This is a genomic window from Bifidobacterium sp. ESL0798 (genome assembly GCF_029395415.1).
In the GTDB taxonomy this organism is placed as follows: Bacteria; Actinomycetota; Actinomycetes; order Actinomycetales; family Bifidobacteriaceae; genus Bifidobacterium.
This window is the reverse complement of record NZ_CP113914.1, coordinates 1645939-1664955: the sequence shown is the minus strand read 5'-3', so window position 1 is coordinate 1664955 and position 19017 is coordinate 1645939. Positions and strand designations below refer to the sequence as shown.

Here is a 19017-nt window from a genome sequence, read left to right as displayed (position 1 = left end):
TTGAGCAATTGGAAGACGGATGTGCCGATTACGTCATGCAATGGCAGGAGTCCCGTTGGCTGGCCGGAAGGCTGGTGCTTTTCCTTGAAGAGGTCGCCGATGGCGGTTATGAGGCCTCGCTTCTGGGCTACCGGTTGCGGTATACGCGAGAGGATGGTCTAGAATATAAGAAAGACGATCAGCAGAACGATGGAGCCGTTGATGGGTCTTGAACAGATGGAGGCGGAATGACCAAGAATTCGAAATTCAATCTGCTGGATGAACCTTGGATTAGTGTAGTCTATACCGATGGGCATGCCTGTGATGTTTCGATTACGACGCTTTTGCGACAGGCACCGCAGATTCGTGAGATATCAGGGGATATACCGCAGCAGACCTTGCCCTTGCTGAGGTTGATTCTGGCTATCCTTTATCGTTCTTATACCGCACTCTATGATTTTGACGGTACCGACGAGCAAAAAGAGAACTTATGGAAGGTGATATGGGATCAAGGGGCTTTTGACGTTCAATCCCTTGAAGAATATCTTGCTTCTGTTCATGACAGGTTCTATCTCATTGATGACGCCGAGCCGTTCATGCAGGTGGCCGATTTACGATATGTGGGCGACAAAGAGTTCGACGATGTTGCTGAACTCATCGCCGATATTCCTAAACATGATAAGTTTCTGTTCTCGATGCGTGCGAAAGGTACCATCAAAGACGTTTCTCTGGCTGAGGCCGCACGATGGCTCGTTTTTATGCAGGCCTACGATGTCGGAGGTATCAAGACGCCGGTCGTCGGCAACACCCATGTCAACAAAGGCAAGGTCTATGCCCCCAAGGGGCATGTCGGCACTGGCTGGCTTGGGGCCATTGGTGGAACGTTCCTTGAGGGAAGGAACCTTTTCGAGACCTTGATGCTCAATTGGTGTCTTGTCGGAGACTCAAAACGAGACGACAAGCCATTGATTGGCAACGAGCAGGACAGCGCACCTTGGGAATATGAACCCGCTGGTCCCGATATTGCAATACGTGACGAGCCGCGAGGCGTGGTGGATTTGTTGACTTGGCAAAGCAGACGGGTCCGACTAGTGCCTGATGCGGACGCAGACAGGATTATAGGGGTCATTTCCTGTTATGGTGATGTCCTTATCGCCGTCAACAAACAGACCGACGAGATGATGACAGCGTGGCGTACCAGTGTTCCGCAGCAAAAGAAGCTCGATCTTTCTTCGCCTCCTTTCATGCCGAGAACGTTGAACTCCAGCAGGGCGCTATGGCGCAATCTTGAACCGATGCTGAAGATAGAGGATGACAGCCGTCGACCTGGTGTGTTGGCTTGGATGGATGCCGTGGATACACAATTCAAGGATGCTGGCGAAGCGTTGCCGCAAGTGACCATTCATACTCAATCGATGACTTACGGAACGCAGAGTTCGGTCTATGCCGATGGTATTGATGACAGCTTGGATATCAACGCCGCCTTGATGCAACCGGAAGCTCCTGAAGCCGGTGAAATCATCAATTCAATCGTTGAAGTCGTCCAGTCGCTTGAGCAATGTGTCGATGCCTTGGCGCGGTTTGTTTCTCGTATCCGCGCCGCAGGCGGCGATCGGAGCAAAGGAGCGTCGACGGATGTCAGAGAATTCGCGTATGGCAAGCTCGACGGTATGTGCAGGCAGTGGATTTCACATTTTGCCCCGGATTGCGACATTCCGCTGTATAAAAGGGAATGGGAGCAAGACGCCCACAGGCTTCTACGCCGGATTGGCCAAGATTATTTCTCCGATGACGCACAAGGTGCTGTTTTCCGTGAATTCGATGACGGCAGAGCGAAAAACGGAGCCCATATGTCTGCGGCAAGGGCATGCAATATCTATTTCAATGTGTTGTCGAATCTGCTTGGTCCGTTGAATGCTTCGGAGCAGCAGGAACAGACCCGCGACAGGAATCAACCGGAAAGAGAAGGTGATTGAGATGACGCCGTGGCAAAAGCCGATGCCTTGGGCAAATTTGTCAATGCCAAAGTCTCGCGACTGCAACGTTGCTACGTCTATGGCAATCCACGAGAAAAGACCTGGGCCCGTGCACAGCTGGCGCGTCTGCGCAGGATGGACACACAGGGCGGAAATGATTGGATGGCCGTCGGCGATGAATTGTTCGAAGATTGGCCGATCGAGGAACTCGGTGTTCCGGAACCCAAGTCAAGGGAACTTCTTGCCGTCAAAGCCGCCTTGCAGCTATACGCTTATCATCAGCAATCGGAAAGCAGTATCGGCATGAATCTGGCGATTGACGGAGATACTCCCGAGAAACAGGCCATGCAAAGAAGGTCAGGTTCGTTCGGTGGCGCCTGCCGCGGCATCCAGCCGGATTTGGACCATGCCAATGGGGTGCACTCTCGTCTGCGTAGCCTTGAAACTTCGAGCAGTTTTGAGGATTCGGTCCGTATCATGCGCGAACTCATCAAACTGATGAGAAGCGCTGCCAATCCGAGGGCATGCCGCATCTATTACCGGGAATTGGCGAAGGACCTTTATCGGCTCCAGTTCGACGGGAAACGTGATGGTGTCATCATGAGATGGGGCAGAGATTACTACATGACTCGCTCAAGTGCCAATGATGGCGATAAATCTTCGAAAAAACAATGAATCGTAGCAATAATCAAGAAAGGCATACTCATGTTCGTTGATATCTATGCAATCCAGAATGTACCGCCAAGCAACATCAACCGTGACGATACCGGAAGCCCCAAAACCGCTTACTATGGCGGCTCGTTGCGCGCCAGGGTCTCCAGCCAAGCTTGGAAAAAGGCCATGCGTGACAGTTTTAGGAAAGTTTTGCCTGTTGAGAAGCTCGGTGTGCGCACCAAGCTTGTTCCCGGCGAAGTCGCTGAGCGAATTTGCCAAAAAGACCCTGAACTGAAGGATGCCTCCGAGGAGCTGGCCGTATCTGTGTTGAAGGTTATCGGTATCAAAACGCAGTCGTCGACGAGGGCTGGTTCCCAGCAAGGCAACGACGAGACGGGATATCTGGTCTTCATCAGCGAGCGCGAACTTGATAAGCTTGCCGATCTTGCGGTGCAATGGGCTCACGACGGTGCTGACTGGGAGAAGCCAGACGCGGAAATGAAAAAGGCGGCCAAGAATATTTTCCACGGTACGCAGGCCATCGATATCGCCTTGTTTGGGCGTATGCTGGCCGATGCCCCGGATCTCAATGTGGATGCCGCTTCCCAGGTAGCCCATGCGATTTCTGTGGATACGGTTCGTCAGGAAGCCGACTATTTCACGGCCTTGGACGATCTTGCCAACGATGACAACGCCGGAGCCGCCATGATCGACAGCACGGGGTTCAATGCTTCGACGCTGTATCGTTACGCTAATGTAAATGTCGATTCACTGGCCGAGCAGATTAAGGACAGGGAAGCAGTTGCCGATGCAGTTGTCGCTTTTGTCGAGGCATTTGTACGCTCCATGCCGTCGGGCAAGCAGAATTCATTCGCCAACCACACGCTTCCCGAAGCCGTCGTCGTCTCCCTGCGTAAAGAACAGCCAATCAACATGGTTTCCGCCTTTGAAAAACCCGTTCGTGCCGATGCCGATCATTCCGTATCCCAGAATGCTGTCGAATTACTGACGAAGAAGATTGAGGAAGTGGAGACGGAGTATGATGCCAGGGCAAAGCAGTCCTGGTCGATTGGCACGGAAACCGGCACAACGCTTGAAAAGTTGAAGCAAGACCTGCATAACGCTGTTCTTGACTCTTTGAAGGCGGGGCAGGAAGCATGAGCGTCCTGCTGCTCAGTCTCTCGGCTCCCATGCAGTCGTGGGGCGACTCTTCCCGTTTCGTGCGACGCAACACGAACAACGAGCCTACGAAAAGCGGCGTTCTGGGATTGCTCGCTTCCGCACAAGGCCGCAGCAGGGAAGACCCGATAGAAGATTTGGCCGGGCTTGAGTTCGGTGTTCGTGTCGAACAACCTGGTCGTGTGATCCGCGATTTCCAGACCGAAAGGCCGGCCGAAGGCAAGCCGATGCCGTTGACGAACAGGTATTATCTGGCCGATGCCAGGTTTCTGGTGGCATTGGGTGGTGAGCGCGATTTTCTTGTGACTTTGGATGTCGCCTTACGAAATCCGAAATGGCCGTTGTATCTGGGCAGGAGGGCATGCCCGGCTGATTTTCCGGTTACGTTAGGCGTGCACGACGAGTATGACGACGTGCGCCAGGCGCTCACGCAAGAACCTTGGCGGGCCTCCGACTACTACAAAAGCAAGCACAACTCTTCGCAACTCGAAGTCGCCTGCGATGCCCATGCGGGGAGAACGCCGAAAACCAGGATGATCTGCCATTGAGTTTCAGCATCGAACACCGTCAATATGCAGGAAGGGCCGTCTATCATTTTTCGGTGCCCAATCCTGATGGTGTTGATGCTGCTGACGCTGACGATACCGACCGAATGCGGTTCGTCGATGACCACGATCCCATGAATTTCTGAGGAGTCCGGAATGTTTATCTCAAGAATCCCTTTGAACGCAGGAAGGTATGGTGCGCAGCATCTTATCTCGTCGCCGTATCGGATGCATGCGGCGGTCGAGGCGTGCTTTCCTCCCGGTGTCGCAAGGCAAACGGAAGAGGGAAGGATTCTCTGGCGGCTGGATTTCAACGAGGAAGCCCACTCGGTGTGGCTCTATGTTGTCAGTCCGGCCAAACCCGATTTCACCCATATTGTCGAACAGGCTGGGTGGCCAATGTATCAGGAATGGCAATCGAAGGATTATGCCCCGGTTTTGAGTCGTATCCATGTCGGCGCTCGTTTCAATTTCAGGTTGCGTGCCAACCCCGTTCATAAAGTCGGGCATGACAAGTTCGCAGGTAAGGGAAAGCCGCAGGATGGAAAACGGCTGGGGCATGTCACGGTAGAGCAGCAATCCCAGTGGCTCATTGATCGCTCGGAGTCGAATGGGTTCAGCGTCTTGCAACATGACGGTGACTATCAGTTGGTTGTCTCGCAGCGCAAAAAAGAGAGCGCTTCCAACGCACCGGGCAGAGCACTCAACGTAAAGGCGATGAAGTGACCATTTCCACGGCGCTTTTTGATGGCCTGTTGGAAGTTGCGGATGCTGAAAAATTCAGGCATGCGCTTTGTTTCGGTGTGGGCAGAGCCAAGGGCTTCGGTTGCGGCCTGCTGACAGTGGCGCCGATTAAGGACAATCTTTCTGCTGAATCGAGCGAATAATGGGAAATGATTCTGAGCCTTCGGCACGGGCCAAGAAAAACATAATAGTTCGATTCCGGGCTCCCCTCCTCCGGAATTGGACGAATTGGTACGTGCGGAAGACAGGATTTCCTTTGCTTATTTCGAGCATTGCATCGTCAAGCGTGACGACAATGCCATTACGGTTACCGACAACACCGGCACCATCCATATTCCTGCAGCTTCGTTGAGCGTTCTGCTTCTTGGTCCCGGCAGCAATGTCACCCACCAAGCGATGACGGTCATTGGGGAGAATGGCGCTTCGGTAATTTGGGTCGGGGAACGTGGCGTGAGAATGTACGCGTTCGGTCGTCCGCTGACGCATTCCGCTGCGTTGTTGCAGAAGCAGGCGGCTCTAGTCTCGAATACCCGGACCCGTCTGGCCGTCGCTAGGAAAATGTACGGAATGCGATTCCCGGGCGAAGATGTCAGTCGGTTGACGATGCAACAGCTCCGAGGTAGGGAAGGTGCGCGGGTTCGTAAGGTCTATCGGCAGAACTCGAAGCGAACGGGAGTCGAATGGGACAAGCGAACCTATGATCATCTCGATTTTGAGGCCGGTAACGAAATCAACCAGGCGCTTTCGGCGGCGAGCACCTGCATGTATGGTATCGCGCATGCGGTGATTGTGGCTCTTGGTTGTTCTCCAGGGCTAGGATTCGTGCATGTTGGTCATGAACGTTCGTTCGTCTATGACATTGCGGATTTGTATCGTGCCGAACTTGTTATTCCGGTCGCATTCGACACGGCTGCCACCCATCCTGAGGATATCGGCGCGGTCACGCGCCGCAATATGCGTGACGCCGTTTATGACTTGTCGATTATGTCTCGCATGGTCAAGGACATTCACTATCTTTTGGATGCCGAGGATGTCCGTGACGATTCCGATGTGGACCACGTCGGTCTTTGGGACGAAAAACTTGGCGAAGTCGATGCAGGCAAATCGTATGGCGGTGAGGCCGACGATGAGGATTCTGTTTTTATGACAGGCGGTGAACATTGATAGTTGTGGTACTGACCGCATGCCCTGTGGGTTTACGAGGCGATTTGACCCGTTGGCTGCTTGAGATTTCGCCTGGGGTGTTCGTTGGCCATGTTTCGGCGCGAGTTAGAGAAGAACTGTGGGAAAGAATCACGGGCTTGGTGAAAGACGGTCGCGCGATTATGGTCTATTCCGCCCGCAACGAACAGCATTTGGCGTTCAAAGTGCATCGTCCGGATTGGATTCCGACCGATTGTGATGGTCTCGAACTAGTCAAGCGGCCCAAGGGCACTGAGAATGCTTCCGTGTCCGGCCACGCCAAACACGGCTGGAGCAATGCCAGCAAGTATCGGAAAATCAAGAGGTTCAATAAATAAATAACAATTTAATAATCTTATATTGTAAACAATGTCTATTGGTTATAATAATTTTTATTATGAAAGGAGGTGAGAATGAAAATATCCATTAAAGAGAAAGCTGAAACCTCCTCGATTCGTATTGCGTCGAGCATTAAGCTTTCTAAGGTAAAACAGGGAAAGACTCAGAGAAGGGTAACTGCTTTGATTATTCTTCGAGATCTTATCCTTGTTTCGGTCGTGCTTCTGCTTGTAATGATGTTGTATGTAATCGCTGGCAGATAGTGCGCTCTCCATCTATGGAGATGATCCCAATTTGACCATGTTGAATTGTGGGAGTCCAAGATGGTCCTCACGATTGTGGGGTTTGAGCCCGGCGTACGCCGGGCTCTTTTTGTATCGGACTCTCGTATCGGTACGGTTGCCGAAAATTCCATACGTATTGCCAGGCTTTTTCAGTAGCCATATGTTGGTGTGGGGGTCCTTTATTTTAATCGCTCGATTGCGACGCAATGTCGCTCGCTAGAGCGCGACACGCCGGGTAATCCGCGGAATACCTTGTTTTGAGACTAAATATTGTAAATATGTCTCAAAAGCGCTTTTCGACGAGTAACATGTCTCTTGTGACTTGAGAAGTCAAACCTTCTAACAGTTATCGTAACAGAATTTTGATGTCATTGTCTGTGGTGATGGCTTTTTAGAGATATCCGGCAAGAACGGCTATTTCGTTGTTGTTGGAAAGGTTTCTTGTGTTGATTTTGATAACTATACGAGTTATTATAAAGTGATAACCCATTTAATTGTTAGAAAGGCATGCAAGGTTTGACGTAACCGGTCGGATGTATCTTGCTGGCCTTGTCGACCATGACGTGCAGCAGCGCCGTGCCGAAAGCCGGCGGGCATATCCGTACGCAATCAAAGGAGAGATGAGGGATATGCAAGAGCCAGTAGCGACATTGGATGGTTGGTATTGCCTTGACCTGTGGTGGAAGATGGATTGGCCGTCGTTCCAGAAGCAGGATGCCGAGGCGCAGCGTCGTGAGGTCGACCAGTTCAAGCAGATGCTTGCGCAGTTCGAGACCAACGAGGAAGCAGGCAAAGGAAGCTGGTATCTCTTCGACGTCAGCGGCCATAAAGGTGACCTCGGCCTGATCCTGTACCGCGAGACATTGGATGAACTCAACGAAATCGAAAACCGTCTGGCAAAGCTGCCGTTGTCGGCGTTCATGACCAAAGCCGGTTCGTTCGTCTCGATAGGGGAGTCCGGCACCTACTCCGGCAAACCGAAAACCGAGCGTGGCTGGGGCTATGTCAGCCGTGCGGTCAAGCCGAAACTGCCGAAGAAGCCTTATGTCTGCTTCTATCCGATGTCCAAAACCCGCATCCCCGACGCCAACTGGTACACCCTGCCGTTCGAGCAGCGTCAGGCCTATATGAAGGATCACGGCAAGATCGGCCGTTCGTTCGGCGGACGCGTGCTGCCGTTCATCACCGGCGCGATGGGGCTAGACGACCACGAATGGGGCGTGCTGCTGCTGGCCGACGATCCGCTGGTCTTCAAGAAGATCATCGAAGCCATGCGTTACGCCGAAGCCAGCGCCGTCTACGGCGACTTTCCGTACTTCATCACCGGAACGTATCTGCCGGCCGAGGACCTGGACCACTTCTTCCTCGATGGCTGGGAAGTGAGCAAACCGAAACCGGGTGCTCGTCACACCCTGGAAGGCGAGATCATTCCCGCAGGGGCCGATGAGCCGGTTTCTTCGTCATCCGACGCCTCCGCCTCTGCGTCTTCAACCGCGTCAGCCGCCGGGGCCAGCCATCATGAGTGATGCTGCCTCCCAAGCCCAAACCAAGGCGGCTGGGACAACCGATGCGGCGAAGGCTTTGGGGCAAGCCGTACGCAAGCCCCCGATCTGGTTCTACGCTCTGGTCGTTTTCGTCACCCAGCTCGACAGCGGCTCGGCGGGCACCCTGCTTTCCTCGATCGCCAAGACCTTCGGCCTGACCACGCTGGGCTCCTCCTGGGTGGCCGGCATCTACACGCTGGGCCTCGTGGTCGGCACGCCGATCATGGCGAACCTTTCCGACACCCGCGGCACCAAGAAGGTCTTCCTCTGGGAGCTCGGCTTCTGGTTCGTCGGCTGCCTGATCATTGCGCTGGCGCCCGTATATCCGCTGATGCTCGCCGGCCGCTTCATCCAGGCCATCGGCGACAGCGGGATCATGGTGCTCGCGATGAGCGAGCTGATGCAAGCCGCCCGCAGCAATCACCAAGGGCGCAGGGTCTCCCTCGTCGGTGTGGTCGCGGGGCTTTCCGCCATCGCCGGGCCGGCGCTCGCAGGTATGGCGATCGGGATGGCCAAGGACTGGCGTGCCTTCTATTGCGGCATGCTTCCCGTTCTGCTCATCCTTTTCGTCCTGGCTTGGTTCGTGATGGATAACCAGCTGGCGGCAACCGCTTCGAAAACCGATCTGGCGGGCCTGTGCTCGTTCTCGGTGGCGCTGCTGACGCTGATGCTCGCCATCACCTTGAGCCAGCATTTCCAGCAGTACTGGGTCGTGGTTCTTCTGCTCTTCGTCGTCGCCGTGGTCGCGTTCCTGATTTTCCTGTACTGCGAAAAGAGGCTTGACGAGGGCGCGATGCCGTTCCTGCCGATCAGCCTGTTCCGTCACCGCTCCTACGTGCTCACCCTCGTACTCGCGATGGTCGGCGGCAGCCTCTTCTCGCTGTTCGTCTATATTCCCACTTACGTTCACGTCGTCTTCCACCTATCCAAGGCGCTTTCCGGCATGACCATGATGGGCACCGGGCTGGGCAGCCTGATCGGTGCGTACGTCGGCGGCATTTTCGTCGACAAGCTCGGCAACAAGAAAGCCCTGATCGTTTCGAGCGCCATCAACGCCATTTCCGTTATCGGCATGCTCCTGACTTCCAACAGCCTGCCGGCGTTCTTTGTGCTCTCGACGCTCTTCGGCTTCGGCCTCGGTGCCTTCATGTCCTCGCCGCTGCAGGTCATCGCCGGCCGGCTTGCCGCACCTGACCAACGCATGCAGGCCATCGGCGGTGTCTCGGCCTGCAAGAAAATCGGCATGACCATCGCCCCGCTCGTCTTCGCCTCGGCCATGCTCGTCGGCAGCGTGAACGGCAACCCGACGCTGACCTCCTTCCGCGCCATGTTCCTGGTCGCGCTGGCGATCACCGTGGTGTGCATCGTGCTGACCCTATTCGTCCCCTTCAACAAAGGAAACATCGATTATGACAAGTGAACATTCCGAAAACGCATCCGCTACCCCGAAAAAGGCGGTGCTTCTGATGGCCTACGGCACCCCGTACAAAACCGAGGACCTGATGGGCTATTACACCAATATCCGCCATGGCGTCAAGCCGCCGCAACGTCTGTTTGACGAGCTCGCCGGCCGCTACGAAGCCATCGGGGGCACCTCACCGCTCGCCAAGATCACCGACGGTCAGGTCGCAGGCCTTCAGGCCGCGCTCGACCGCGATCATCCCGGCGAATATGTTGTTCGCAAAGGGTTCAAATACATTGAGCCTTATATCGCCGGCACTGTAGACGAGTTTGCGCAAGCCGGGATTACCGAGGTTTACGGTCTTCCGCTGGCCCCGCAGTATTCCGAGTATTCCGTTGAAAACTATCACGAGCGCGCGCAGGAGGCGTTGAAGAAGCATCCGGGAATCGCCTACCATCCCATCCGCAGCTGGTGGAAGGACGAGAACCTCATCAAGTTCTGGGCCGACCAGCTCGTCGCCATGAAGGAGCTCACCGATCGCGACGACACCAAGGTCATCTTCAGCGCCCACAGCCTGCCGATGCGCATCATCGACGGTGGCGACCCGTATCTCGATGAGGTTACCGGCAATGCCAAGACGGTAGCCGAGGCCGCCGGCCTGCGCGGCAAGCAATTCACCATCGCCTGGCAGAGTGCCGGACGCACCGGCGAGCCCTGGATCGGACCCGATTTTAAGGAAACCGCCAAGGACCTCATTCAAAACGGCGGCATCTCCACCGTCGTTTCGGCTTCGCTCGGCTTCATCGCCGACAATCTCGAGATTCTCTACGATGTGGACATCGAACTGAAGAATGAGATCGAATCCGTAGGCGGCAAGCTTCGGCGTCTGCGGATGCCGAACGCAGACACGCTTCTGATCGCTGCGCTGGAGGACGCCGTTCTGGGTGCCGAGTAACGAGCAGCGACAGCAATAGCAAAATCGAATACAACCGACGCAAGGAAACAACGATGGGCCAACAAGTCACGGCGGTGCTGCTGATGGGTTTCGGCACGCCATATCAATCCAGCGACATCATGGATTTCTGCACTTGCATGTTCGGTGGGCATAAGCCGAGCGAGCAGGTGTACGAAAGCGTGAAATCGCATTATGACGCGCTGAACATGGGTGGCATCTCGCCGTTGGCCCACGTCACCGACGATCAGGCAAACGCGTTGCAGCGTCGGCTTGACCATGATTTCCCAGGTCGTTACGAGGTCTATACCGGCTTCAAATACATCGAGCCCTTCATCGAGGACGTCGCCGATCAGATCGCGGCCGACGGTATCACCGATGTGCGGGGCATTGCCCTTGCGCCGCAGTATTCCACCTCGACCAACGAAGGCTACCATCGCCGGGCCGAGGCCCAGTTCGCCAAGCATCCGCGCATGGTCTACACCGCCGTGCGCGGCTGGTGGTCCGACGAGCATCTCGTTCGCTTCTGGGCCGACCGGCTTGCCGAAATCCGCGAAACCGTAGACATGCCGAATACCAAGGTGCTGCTGGTTTCACACAGCGTCAAAAATACTGTGATTGAAGGCGGCGACCCGTATCGCGACGAAGCGGTCAACAATGCCAAGGCCGTGGCCGAACGTGCCGGACTTCAAGACGGCAAGTGGTCGGTGGCCTGGCAATGCGGCGGCCCTTCGGCCGACAAATGGCTGGCCCCGGACATCGAGGTCGCCGTCCGCGACTTCATCGAGCGCGGCGAGGCGGATACTTTCGTCGTGGCCCCGCTGAGTTTCATCGCCGACAATGTCGAAGTGCTCTACGACATCGACATCGAGCTCAAGGCAAACGTCGAAAAGCTTGGTGGAACGCTGATTCGTCTTCCGTTGCCGAACGCCGACCCGCTGCTCATCGCCGCGCTCGAGGACGCGGCCTGCGGGCAATAGTATCGTTGCCTTTGCCTATCCGGCCTAATCTTGGCCGCCGGTGAACGTTTTTAAACGTTTTTAGTGTGGAGGTGTAGGAACGCCGAAACCGTTCGCTGGACGATGTCGGTGATTGCTTTCCGCGCGGGCGTTCGTGGTGCCGAAAAAACGGTTATGGCTCCATGTCCCTGCGAATTCCGCTTCCTGATGAATCCGCAGGGAGGGGGCCGCAATTTTCGTCAAACGGTCTACCTTTAATGACGTCGCCTAAACGACGGCCGCGATATTTCGTTTTGATATATTTTCGTATTTCGAGACGAAATTTTATTAAAGTGTCGCAAAATATCGTAAAGGCGTGTAGACTGAAACCAGTGATTCGATGAAGGCCTTGTCTCTTATCTTTCGCTGGTAATGACGGATGCTCGGTTTTACTGGAGGACCGGAATCCGCAGGTAGTGTGGTGAAGCGACGTCGCTTGTTCTTTCTTCCCAATTCTTTTGGCTCGCTTCACCATAGCCGTTTTGCCTCTGCCTGTTGGCTTTCCAAGATTGGCAGAGATCTTGTTTTTTCTGTAATCGCTGATTTTTAAGAAGTTCCATCTTCGCATAAACAGGATTTGGCTGTTCATGTAAGGTTCGTTTTATGATTAATCGGGAATGGATGACCGATACGTTTTAGAGGAGCGACAATGAAACGAGCGGTGGTGGGGATCGCGGCGCATGTGGACGCGGGGAAGACTACGCTGTGCGAGGCGATGCTTTATCGTGCCGGTGAGATTCGCAAGCTGGGGCGCGTGGACCACGGCGATGCTTTTCTCGACACCGATGCCATGGAGAAGCGGCGCGGCATCACCATTTTTTCGAAGCAGGCCATTCTGGATATTGGTGCCGGCGACACTGAAAATACCTCTGCAAAAGAAGGTGGAAGATTAAAAACCAGCGAGGGTAAGGGCGATTTTGCATTCACGTTGCTCGACACCCCTGGCCATGTTGATTTTTCGGCCGAGATGGAACGCACGCTCACGGTGCTCGATTATGCGATTCTCGTCATCGGCGTGGGCGACGGGCTGCAGGGCTATACCGAAACCTTGTGGCGTCTGCTGGCCCGCTACCACGTACCGACCTTCATCTTCATCAACAAAATGGATGCCGCCGGAGCCGACAAGGCGGGACTCATCGCACAGATGCAACAGCGCTTTTCCGAGGGTTGCATCGATTTCGAAGGGGATACCGAGCCGGGGAAGCAGGAGGAAGTCGCGTTGCTCGATGAGAGCGGCACCGCGATGGATGAATTGCTGGGCTGCGGCAATATCTCAGACGATACGCTGCGTTCGATGGTTGCCGAGCGGCAGCTTTTCCCTTGTTATTCCGGTTCCGCGCTGAAACTCGAGGGTATCGACGAGTTCCTGCAGGGGCTGGAACGGTATACGCGGCAACGGGATTATCCAGACGATTTCGGCGCTCGCATCTACAAGATCTCGCATGACGGACAGGGCAACCGGCTTACATGGCTCAAGGTCACCGGTGGCACGCTCAAGGTCAAGGCAGTGCTCACCAATAGGCGCGAAGAAGCCGATTCGCCCGATTCCGAAACAGAAGTCTGGCAGGAGAAAGTCGACCAGATTCGGCGGTATTCGGGAGCGAAGTTCGAACTGGCCGATGAAGTAGCTGCCGGCGAGGTGTGCGCGGTGACGGGATTGACGCGCACGTTCCCCGGCGAAGGGCTGGGCGTTGAGGCCAACGCCGGGCAATCCGTACTCCAGCCGGTGTTGACCTACACGGTGTTGCCCGGCAAATCGGATGCTGGCGAAAGCAAGCAGGATAACGTCGAGGAGACCCCAGGCAAGGATTCTTCGTCGGCGGAGCCGGTCGCCAAACCCGCCGAGGTCACCCCGGAACTGCACCATATCCTGATGGCCTTGCGCACGCTTGAGGATGAGGACCCGTCGTTGCATGTGCGCTGGGTGGCGAGGCTCGGCGAGATTCACGTGCAGCTGATGGGGGCGGTGCAAATCGAGATCATCACCCAGATGATGCATGACCGTTTCGGGCTCGACGTCCATTTCGACACCGGTGGCATCCTCTATCGTGAGACCATCACTGCACCGGTGGAGGGCATCGGCCATTTCGAGCCCTTGCGCCATTACGCTGAAGTCCATCTGCTGCTTCAGCCCGGCGAACCCGGCAGCGGGTTGCGTTTCGAATCGGAATGCAGCCTGGACGACCTCGACCGCAACTGGCAGCGCGCGATTCTCACCCACTTGCGCGAAAAGGAACATCTCGGTGTCCTCACCGGTTCTCCGATTACCGACATGACGATAACGCTGATCGCCGGCCGCGGCCACGAGAAGCATACGGAAGGCGGCGATTTCCGAGAGGCCACCTACCGTGCGGTGCGACAAGGGCTGATGGAACTGAAAAAAAAGGACGAATGCCGGCTTCTGGAACCGTTCTACAGCTTCCGTCTCGATGTTCCGCAGGATATGCTGGGTCGTGCGATGGCCGATATCCAGCGGATGAGCGGAACGTTTGACGCTCCGAAATCCGACGGCGATTACGCCGAGTTGGAAGGTCGGGCGCCGGTCTCGCAGATGCGCGACTATTCGATGGACGTCAACGCCTATACCCACGGCCGCGGGTCGCTCACCTGCGTTTTCGCCGGATATCAGCCGTGCCACAATGCCGACGAAATCATCAAACAAACCGGCTATGACCCGGAAACTGATCTTGAAAACACGCCCGATTCCGTCTTCTGCGCCCATGGTGCCGGCTATACCGTTCACTGGAACAAAGTCCCCGATTTTGCCCACGTCGACAGTGGGCTGCAGCTTGATAATTAGACGGTAAAACGGTTTTGTATAATCTTTTCTTCCGCCGCGCATAATTTCGCACGACATTAATATCATGGGGTGAGCGTGGCTTTTGCCTCGCGACGGTGCTTGGGTTACGGGAGGTCGTGCGATGGCATATATCGACGTACAAGGCGAGACGAAGCGGTACAAAACCGGTGAAACTACTATCTATGCGAATCATGACGTGACATTTTCCATCAACCGCGGTGAGTTGGTGGTCATCATCTTGGTGCTTCCGGTGCCGGTAAATCGACGTTGCTCAACATTCTGGGTGGCATGGATACCTGCGATTCCGGGCAGGTCATCATCGACGGCCAAGACATCGCGCAATACAACGCGCATGAGCTGACAACCTACCGGCGTTACGATGTCGGCTTCGTCTTCCAGTTCTACAACCTTGTTTCCAACCTGACCGCGCGTGAGAACGTCGAGCTTTCCGCTGAAATCGTTCCGCACGCGGCCGACCCGGCCCAGACACTCATTGACGTCGGCCTTGAGGACCGGCTTGACAACTTCCCGGCCCAGCTGTCCGGCGGTGAACAGCAGCGCGTTGCTATCGCCCGTGCCGTGGCCAAGAAGCCGAAGATCTTGCTTTGTGATGAGCCGACCGGAGCGTTGGACTACAGCACCGGCAAACAGGTGCTGCGCATTCTGCAGGACCAGTCGCGCAAGTTCGGTTCCACCGTCATCATCGTCACCCACAACGCCGCCATCGCGCCGATTGCCGACCGCGTCATTCACATGCGTGACGCCCAGGTGCAGAACATCGAAGAGCATGCAACGCCGGCCGACATCGACGACATCGAATGGTGACGGTATGGCGGGCGACGATACAGTAAGTCTGAAGGGCGCGCATAGCGGCCCGGAAGAACCGCAATTCCGTGGTTCAAAACGGATGCTGTGGCGCGACATCTGGCAGGCGTTTTCGAAATCGAAAGGTCGATTCTTCTCCATTGTCTGCTTGGTGGCGCTGGGCTCCTACGCGCTGGTCGGCCTCATGGTATCCGGGCCTGATATGCGTGACACCGGCAACGCTTACTTTGCCGAGCACCATCTGGCCGATCTGAATGTGATTTCGAGCTATGGGCTTGATAAGGACGATTGCCGGCAGATCGACAAGGCGCCCGGAGCCTCGCGTATCGAATACGGATACTTGAAAGATGTCGTCGTGGCGCATAGTGACGAGAGCATCCGCATACTTTCCGCGCCCAAAGATGTCTCGACCTACCATGTGGTGACGGGACGAATGCCGAAGACGTCGCGTGAGGTGGCCATCGACTCGTCACACCAAGGCCAATATCCCATCGGTTCCACAATGCATGTGAGCGAAAAGGCGGATGCGCTGGGACGTAAGGCGCTGCGCCGCGATAGTTTCAACGTCGTGGGAGTCGTGGATTCCACCGAGATCCTGAGTCACGTGAACAGTGGTCCTTCAACTTCCGGCTCCGGTTCGTTGGACGGGTATGCGGTGGTGGCGCCGAACGCTTTCCAATCCGACGATTATATGATGGCGAGGTTGACCTACACCGACCTTGACCATATGCGGGACCATTATTCCGCTGCGTATAATGACGCGTTGCAGGTACATAAAAAGGCGCTGGACAGGATTCTCGCCGGACGTCCCAAGGCACGGCGGCAGGCCATAGAGCGACAGGTCACGTCGCAGATCGATTCCGGGCGAACGCAGGTCAACGACGCCAAGGCCCAGCTCGAGGGCGCACGGCAGCAGCTGGCCGATGCGAAAATCCAGCTTGACAACGGCAACCAGCAACTGGCGGATTCCAAGCAGCAGCTGGCCACGCAGGTCGCTTCGGCACAGCGTCAGATCTCTGCTGCCCAGGTCAAGATTGCGCAAGGACAAAAGGAATACGATGCCAACAAGGCGCAGTATGATTCTGGGGCCGCGCAGATTGCGACGGCTGACTGGGCAGGTCGGCGACGCCTATACGCAGCTGAAATCCGGGCAGGCGCAGATCGACGATAATTCGGCCAAACTTGCGGCTGGTAAGAAGCAGGCCGATGATGCGGTGGCGCAGGTTACGGCCGCGCAGCAGTCGCTCACTCAAGGAATCGCGGCCTTGCAGCAACAGATAGCTGCCGGTAATGCTCAGCTTCCGTCCCTTTCCGGAACGGCACACGATACATTGCAAGCCCAGCTTGCCCAACTCAATACGCAATTGCAACAACTTCAAGCCCAGGCTCAGGTCGTCGCGCAAAAGTCAGCGGAGGCGACACAAGGCCGTGACGCTTTCATCAACGGAACCTATAACCCGGGCATGGCCCAAATCCAAGCGGCACAGGCACAACTCAACGCGAAACGTACCCAGGCTGATGCCGGCAATGCTCAGCTGCAGCAAAGGCAGCAGCAGTTGGCAGCGGCCAAGACCAAGCTCGATCAGGCGGCAACGCAACTTGCGCAGGCTCGCGTCAAAGTCCAGCAGTCACAGCAACAGCTGGCCACCACGCAACAGCAGGCCCAGGCCCAGATTGACACGGCGCAGACCGAGCTCACCGATAAGACCAACGAATACAACACCAACAAGGCGCAGTTCGATCAGGCCGAGCCCGGTGCGCAGCAGAAAATCAAGGATGCCGAACAAAAGCTCAAAGATGCCACCGCGATGCTCAATGCCGTGGGCAATCCGGTCTATTCCGTGGATTCCAAGCGTGAGACCCCGGGCAGCGACGGTTACAAGATCTATGATTCGATCTCCGTGATCGTTGACTCGCTTTCGCGCATCTTCCCGTATTTCATGTATCTGGTCGCCGCGTTGGTCACCTTCACCACGATGACGCGCTTCGTCGACGAGGAGCGCATCAACGCTGGCACGTTGAAGGCGCTGGGCTATTCAGACCGTGACGTGATGAAGAAATTCGTCATCTACGGTTTCGTCGCTTCGATTCTTGGCGCGATCATCGGCATTTTTGCCGGCCACACGCTCTTGCCGATCATTGTCTACAACGCCTACAAGGTCGGCTTCAACGTGCCGATGATTCATATGGGATTCCATTGGCAGGTCACGTTGCTGGCCTTTGCCTTGGCTCTATTGAGCGCTGTAGTGCCTGCAGTGTGGAGCGCCGCGCGTGAACTCAAAGAACGGCCTGCCGCGCTGATGCTGCCGAAACCGCCGAGCGCCGGTTCCAAGATTCTGCTGGAGCGCATCCCGTTGATCTGGAACCGTCTGAACTTCACCCACAAGGTGACCGCGCGCAACATCTTCCGTTACAAGCAGCGCATGTTCATGACCATTTTCGGTGTGTGCGGCTCGGTGGCGCTGCTGACGGCAGGATTTGCGGTGCAGGGTTCGATTTCCGGAATCAACGAGCACCAGTTCGGCGGTGTGATGCATTATAATCTCATCGCCGCGCAGAACGCGCATGTCACCGACCAGCAAGCCAAGGCCATCGATCGTCGCCTTCAGAAATCGGACATCAAACGCTCTCTGCCCGTCCACTACGAGTCCGTGAGCAAGGTCGCCGGGCGCAATGGCGACAAGCAGTCCGTCACCATGCTCGTGCCGCGCGATACCGCGACTTTCAACGATTACATCAAGCTCAACACTCGCCGTGGCCACCATCCGCTTTCGCTGAATTCGAACGGTGCCGTGATTTCCGAGCGTTTTGCGAACCTCGTGCATGCCAAAAAGGGCGACGCCATCGACTTCCAGAACGGGTCCGGCAAGACCTACCGTGTCAAGGTCACCGGCATCTGCGAGATGTATCTTGGCCATTTCATGGTGATGAGCCCGGCAGCCTATCGCACGGTTTTCGGGCAGCGTTACCAGACCAACGCCTATATGGTCACCCTGCGCGACGGCAGCATGGCCAACACCAAGCGGGCATCGGCTTCGTTCATGCGCATCGGCGGCATACAAGGCGTGGTGCAGAACACGACGCTGATGCATGAGATCGATGTCGTCGTCAAGGCCCTCAACCAGATCATGTGGGTATTGATCATCGTGGCGACCATGCTCGGCGTGGTCATTCTCTATAATCTCACCAACCTCAACGTTTCCGAGCGCATCCGCGAGCTCTCCACCGTCAAGGTGCTGGGCTTCTACAACGGCGAGACCACGATGTACATCTACCGCGAAACGATTCTGCTCTCGCTGCTCGGCATCGTCGTCGGCTACGGATTCGGCATCTGGCTGCACCGCTACATCATCACCGCCGTCCCGCCGGACGACGTCATGTTCGACCAGTCAATCGGCTGGTTGCCGTTCGTGGTGCCGCTGGTCGTGGTCGGCCTCATCACCGTCGCACTGGGGTTCTTCGTCAACACCAAACTCAAGCACCTCGATATGCTCGAGGCCCTCAAGTCCGTGGACTGAGACCGAGACAGCGGTGTTGTGCGAGTTTTCGTACGTTTTTAGCCTTTAAAAACATACGAAAACTCGCAGGATCGACCGGTTGCTCGCAAGATGACA

18 protein-coding genes and 1 pseudogene are annotated in these 19017 nt (G+C 55.9%); 18 read left to right on the top strand and 1 reads right to left on the bottom strand.

Annotated features, from left to right (window positions below; all coding sequences use genetic code 11):
• The first annotated feature begins 8 nt into the window (after positions 1–8).
• From OZX74_RS07025 to hemH (OZX74_RS06960), 14 genes are all read left to right on the top strand, one after another.
• The gene (locus OZX74_RS07025) at positions 9–212 is read left to right on the top strand and encodes a hypothetical protein (RefSeq protein WP_277156231.1); all 204 of its coding nucleotides are present in this window, start codon (positions 9–11) and stop codon (positions 210–212) included.
• Positions 213–227: 15 nt separating this feature from the next.
• Positions 228–1955, top strand: coding sequence for a type I-E CRISPR-associated protein Cse1/CasA (casA, locus tag OZX74_RS07020; RefSeq protein WP_277156230.1), 1728 nt, complete (start codon positions 228–230; stop codon positions 1953–1955).
• A gap of 9 nt (positions 1956–1964) precedes the next feature.
• On the top strand, positions 1965–2630 hold the full coding sequence (casB, locus tag OZX74_RS07015; RefSeq protein ID WP_277156229.1) for a type I-E CRISPR-associated protein Cse2/CasB: 666 nt from the start codon (positions 1965–1967) through the stop codon (positions 2628–2630).
• A gap of 30 nt (positions 2631–2660) precedes the next feature.
• Positions 2661–3770 carry a type I-E CRISPR-associated protein Cas7/Cse4/CasC gene (gene cas7e / locus OZX74_RS07010; RefSeq protein WP_277156228.1) on the top strand — a complete coding sequence of 370 codons (1110 nt, stop codon included), beginning with the start codon at positions 2661–2663 and terminating at the stop codon, positions 3768–3770.
• Positions 3767–4336 carry a type I-E CRISPR-associated protein Cas5/CasD gene (gene cas5e / locus OZX74_RS07005; protein ID WP_277156227.1) on the top strand — a complete coding sequence of 190 codons (570 nt, stop codon included), beginning with the start codon at positions 3767–3769 and terminating at the stop codon, positions 4334–4336. Before cas7e ends, cas5e begins: the two co-directional genes overlap by 4 nt.
• Positions 4333–4479 carry a hypothetical protein gene (locus OZX74_RS07000; RefSeq protein WP_277156226.1) on the top strand — a complete coding sequence of 49 codons (147 nt, stop codon included), beginning with the start codon at positions 4333–4335 and terminating at the stop codon, positions 4477–4479. Before cas5e ends, OZX74_RS07000 begins: the two co-directional genes overlap by 4 nt.
• Before the next feature lie 10 nt (positions 4480–4489).
• Positions 4490–5059, top strand: coding sequence for a type I-E CRISPR-associated protein Cas6/Cse3/CasE (locus OZX74_RS06995; RefSeq protein ID WP_277156225.1), 570 nt, complete (start codon positions 4490–4492; stop codon positions 5057–5059).
• A complete protein-coding gene (locus tag OZX74_RS06990) occupies positions 5056–5220 on the top strand; it encodes a type I-E CRISPR-associated protein Cas6/Cse3/CasE (protein ID WP_277156224.1) in 165 nt (54 codons plus the stop codon). The genes OZX74_RS06995 and OZX74_RS06990 overlap by 4 nt, the downstream gene beginning before the upstream one ends.
• Before the next feature lie 52 nt (positions 5221–5272).
• Positions 5273–6241 (top strand): type I-E CRISPR-associated endonuclease Cas1e, encoded by a 969-nt coding sequence (cas1e, locus tag OZX74_RS06985; RefSeq protein WP_277157454.1) that lies wholly within the window; start codon positions 5273–5275, stop codon positions 6239–6241.
• A gap of 5 nt (positions 6242–6246) precedes the next feature.
• The gene (gene cas2e, locus OZX74_RS06980) at positions 6247–6597 is read left to right on the top strand and encodes a type I-E CRISPR-associated endoribonuclease Cas2e (RefSeq protein ID WP_277157453.1); all 351 of its coding nucleotides are present in this window, start codon (positions 6247–6249) and stop codon (positions 6595–6597) included.
• 914 nt (positions 6598–7511) lie between these two features.
• Complete coding sequence (hemQ, locus tag OZX74_RS06975) at positions 7512–8408, top strand: hydrogen peroxide-dependent heme synthase (protein ID WP_277156223.1); 897 nt, start codon at positions 7512–7514, stop codon at positions 8406–8408.
• The gene (locus OZX74_RS06970) at positions 8401–9846 is read left to right on the top strand and encodes an MFS transporter (RefSeq protein ID WP_277156222.1); all 1446 of its coding nucleotides are present in this window, start codon (positions 8401–8403) and stop codon (positions 9844–9846) included. The genes hemQ and OZX74_RS06970 overlap by 8 nt, the downstream gene beginning before the upstream one ends.
• On the top strand, positions 9836–10783 hold the full coding sequence (hemH, locus tag OZX74_RS06965; RefSeq protein ID WP_277156221.1) for a ferrochelatase: 948 nt from the start codon (positions 9836–9838) through the stop codon (positions 10781–10783). The genes OZX74_RS06970 and hemH (OZX74_RS06965) overlap by 11 nt, the downstream gene beginning before the upstream one ends.
• Positions 10784–10836: 53 nt before the next feature.
• Positions 10837–11760 carry a ferrochelatase gene (gene hemH, locus OZX74_RS06960; RefSeq protein WP_277156220.1) on the top strand — a complete coding sequence of 308 codons (924 nt, stop codon included), beginning with the start codon at positions 10837–10839 and terminating at the stop codon, positions 11758–11760.
• Positions 11761–11911: 151 nt separating this feature from the next.
• Here the strand turns inward: hemH (OZX74_RS06960) and OZX74_RS06955 are convergent, their stop codons facing one another.
• Entirely contained in the window at positions 11912–12367 is a 456-nt protein-coding gene (locus tag OZX74_RS06955) for a hypothetical protein (RefSeq protein WP_277156219.1), read from the bottom strand.
• A gap of 60 nt (positions 12368–12427) precedes the next feature.
• Between OZX74_RS06955 and OZX74_RS06950 the strand changes: the two genes are divergently transcribed.
• From OZX74_RS06950 to OZX74_RS06935, 4 genes and pseudogenes are all read left to right on the top strand, one after another.
• Positions 12428–14578: a TetM/TetW/TetO/TetS family tetracycline resistance ribosomal protection protein gene (locus OZX74_RS06950; protein ID WP_277156218.1), complete on the top strand. Its 2151-nt coding sequence runs from the start codon at positions 12428–12430 to the stop codon at positions 14576–14578.
• A gap of 121 nt (positions 14579–14699) precedes the next feature.
• Positions 14700–15403: pseudogene (locus tag OZX74_RS06945) on the top strand (ABC transporter ATP-binding protein).
• A 4-nt stretch (positions 15404–15407) separates the two neighbouring features.
• A complete protein-coding gene (locus tag OZX74_RS06940; RefSeq protein ID WP_277156217.1) occupies positions 15408–16574 on the top strand; it encodes a hypothetical protein in 1167 nt (388 codons plus the stop codon).
• Positions 16480–18921: an ABC transporter permease gene (locus tag OZX74_RS06935; RefSeq protein ID WP_277156216.1), complete on the top strand. Its 2442-nt coding sequence runs from the start codon at positions 16480–16482 to the stop codon at positions 18919–18921. The genes OZX74_RS06940 and OZX74_RS06935 overlap by 95 nt, the downstream gene beginning before the upstream one ends.
• Positions 18922–19017 lie beyond the last annotated feature (96 nt).

What these genes read in the sequence shown, in the direction of transcription:
- casA (WP_277156230.1), top strand. Translation starts at nt 228, where the DNA reads ATGACCAAGAATTCGAAATTCAATCTGCTGGATGAACCTTGGATTAGT.
- cas7e (WP_277156228.1), top strand. Translation starts at nt 2,661, where the DNA reads ATGTTCGTTGATATCTATGCAATCCAGAATGTACCGCCAAGCAACATC.
- cas5e (WP_277156227.1), top strand. Translation starts at nt 3,767, where the DNA reads ATGAGCGTCCTGCTGCTCAGTCTCTCGGCTCCCATGCAGTCGTGGGGC.
- OZX74_RS06995 (WP_277156225.1), top strand. Translation starts at nt 4,490, where the DNA reads ATGTTTATCTCAAGAATCCCTTTGAACGCAGGAAGGTATGGTGCGCAG.
- hemQ (WP_277156223.1), top strand. Translation starts at nt 7,512, where the DNA reads ATGCAAGAGCCAGTAGCGACATTGGATGGTTGGTATTGCCTTGACCTG.
- OZX74_RS06970 (WP_277156222.1), top strand. Translation starts at nt 8,401, where the DNA reads ATGAGTGATGCTGCCTCCCAAGCCCAAACCAAGGCGGCTGGGACAACC.
- hemH (WP_277156221.1), top strand. Translation starts at nt 9,836, where the DNA reads ATGACAAGTGAACATTCCGAAAACGCATCCGCTACCCCGAAAAAGGCG.
- hemH (WP_277156220.1), top strand. Translation starts at nt 10,837, where the DNA reads ATGGGCCAACAAGTCACGGCGGTGCTGCTGATGGGTTTCGGCACGCCA.
- OZX74_RS06955 (WP_277156219.1), bottom strand. Translation starts at nt 12,367, where the DNA reads ATGAACAGCCAAATCCTGTTTATGCGAAGATGGAACTTCTTAAAAATC.
- OZX74_RS06950 (WP_277156218.1), top strand. Translation starts at nt 12,428, where the DNA reads ATGAAACGAGCGGTGGTGGGGATCGCGGCGCATGTGGACGCGGGGAAG.
- OZX74_RS06940 (WP_277156217.1), top strand. Translation starts at nt 15,408, where the DNA reads ATGGCGGGCGACGATACAGTAAGTCTGAAGGGCGCGCATAGCGGCCCG.
- OZX74_RS06935 (WP_277156216.1), top strand. Translation starts at nt 16,480, where the DNA reads ATGATTCTGGGGCCGCGCAGATTGCGACGGCTGACTGGGCAGGTCGGC.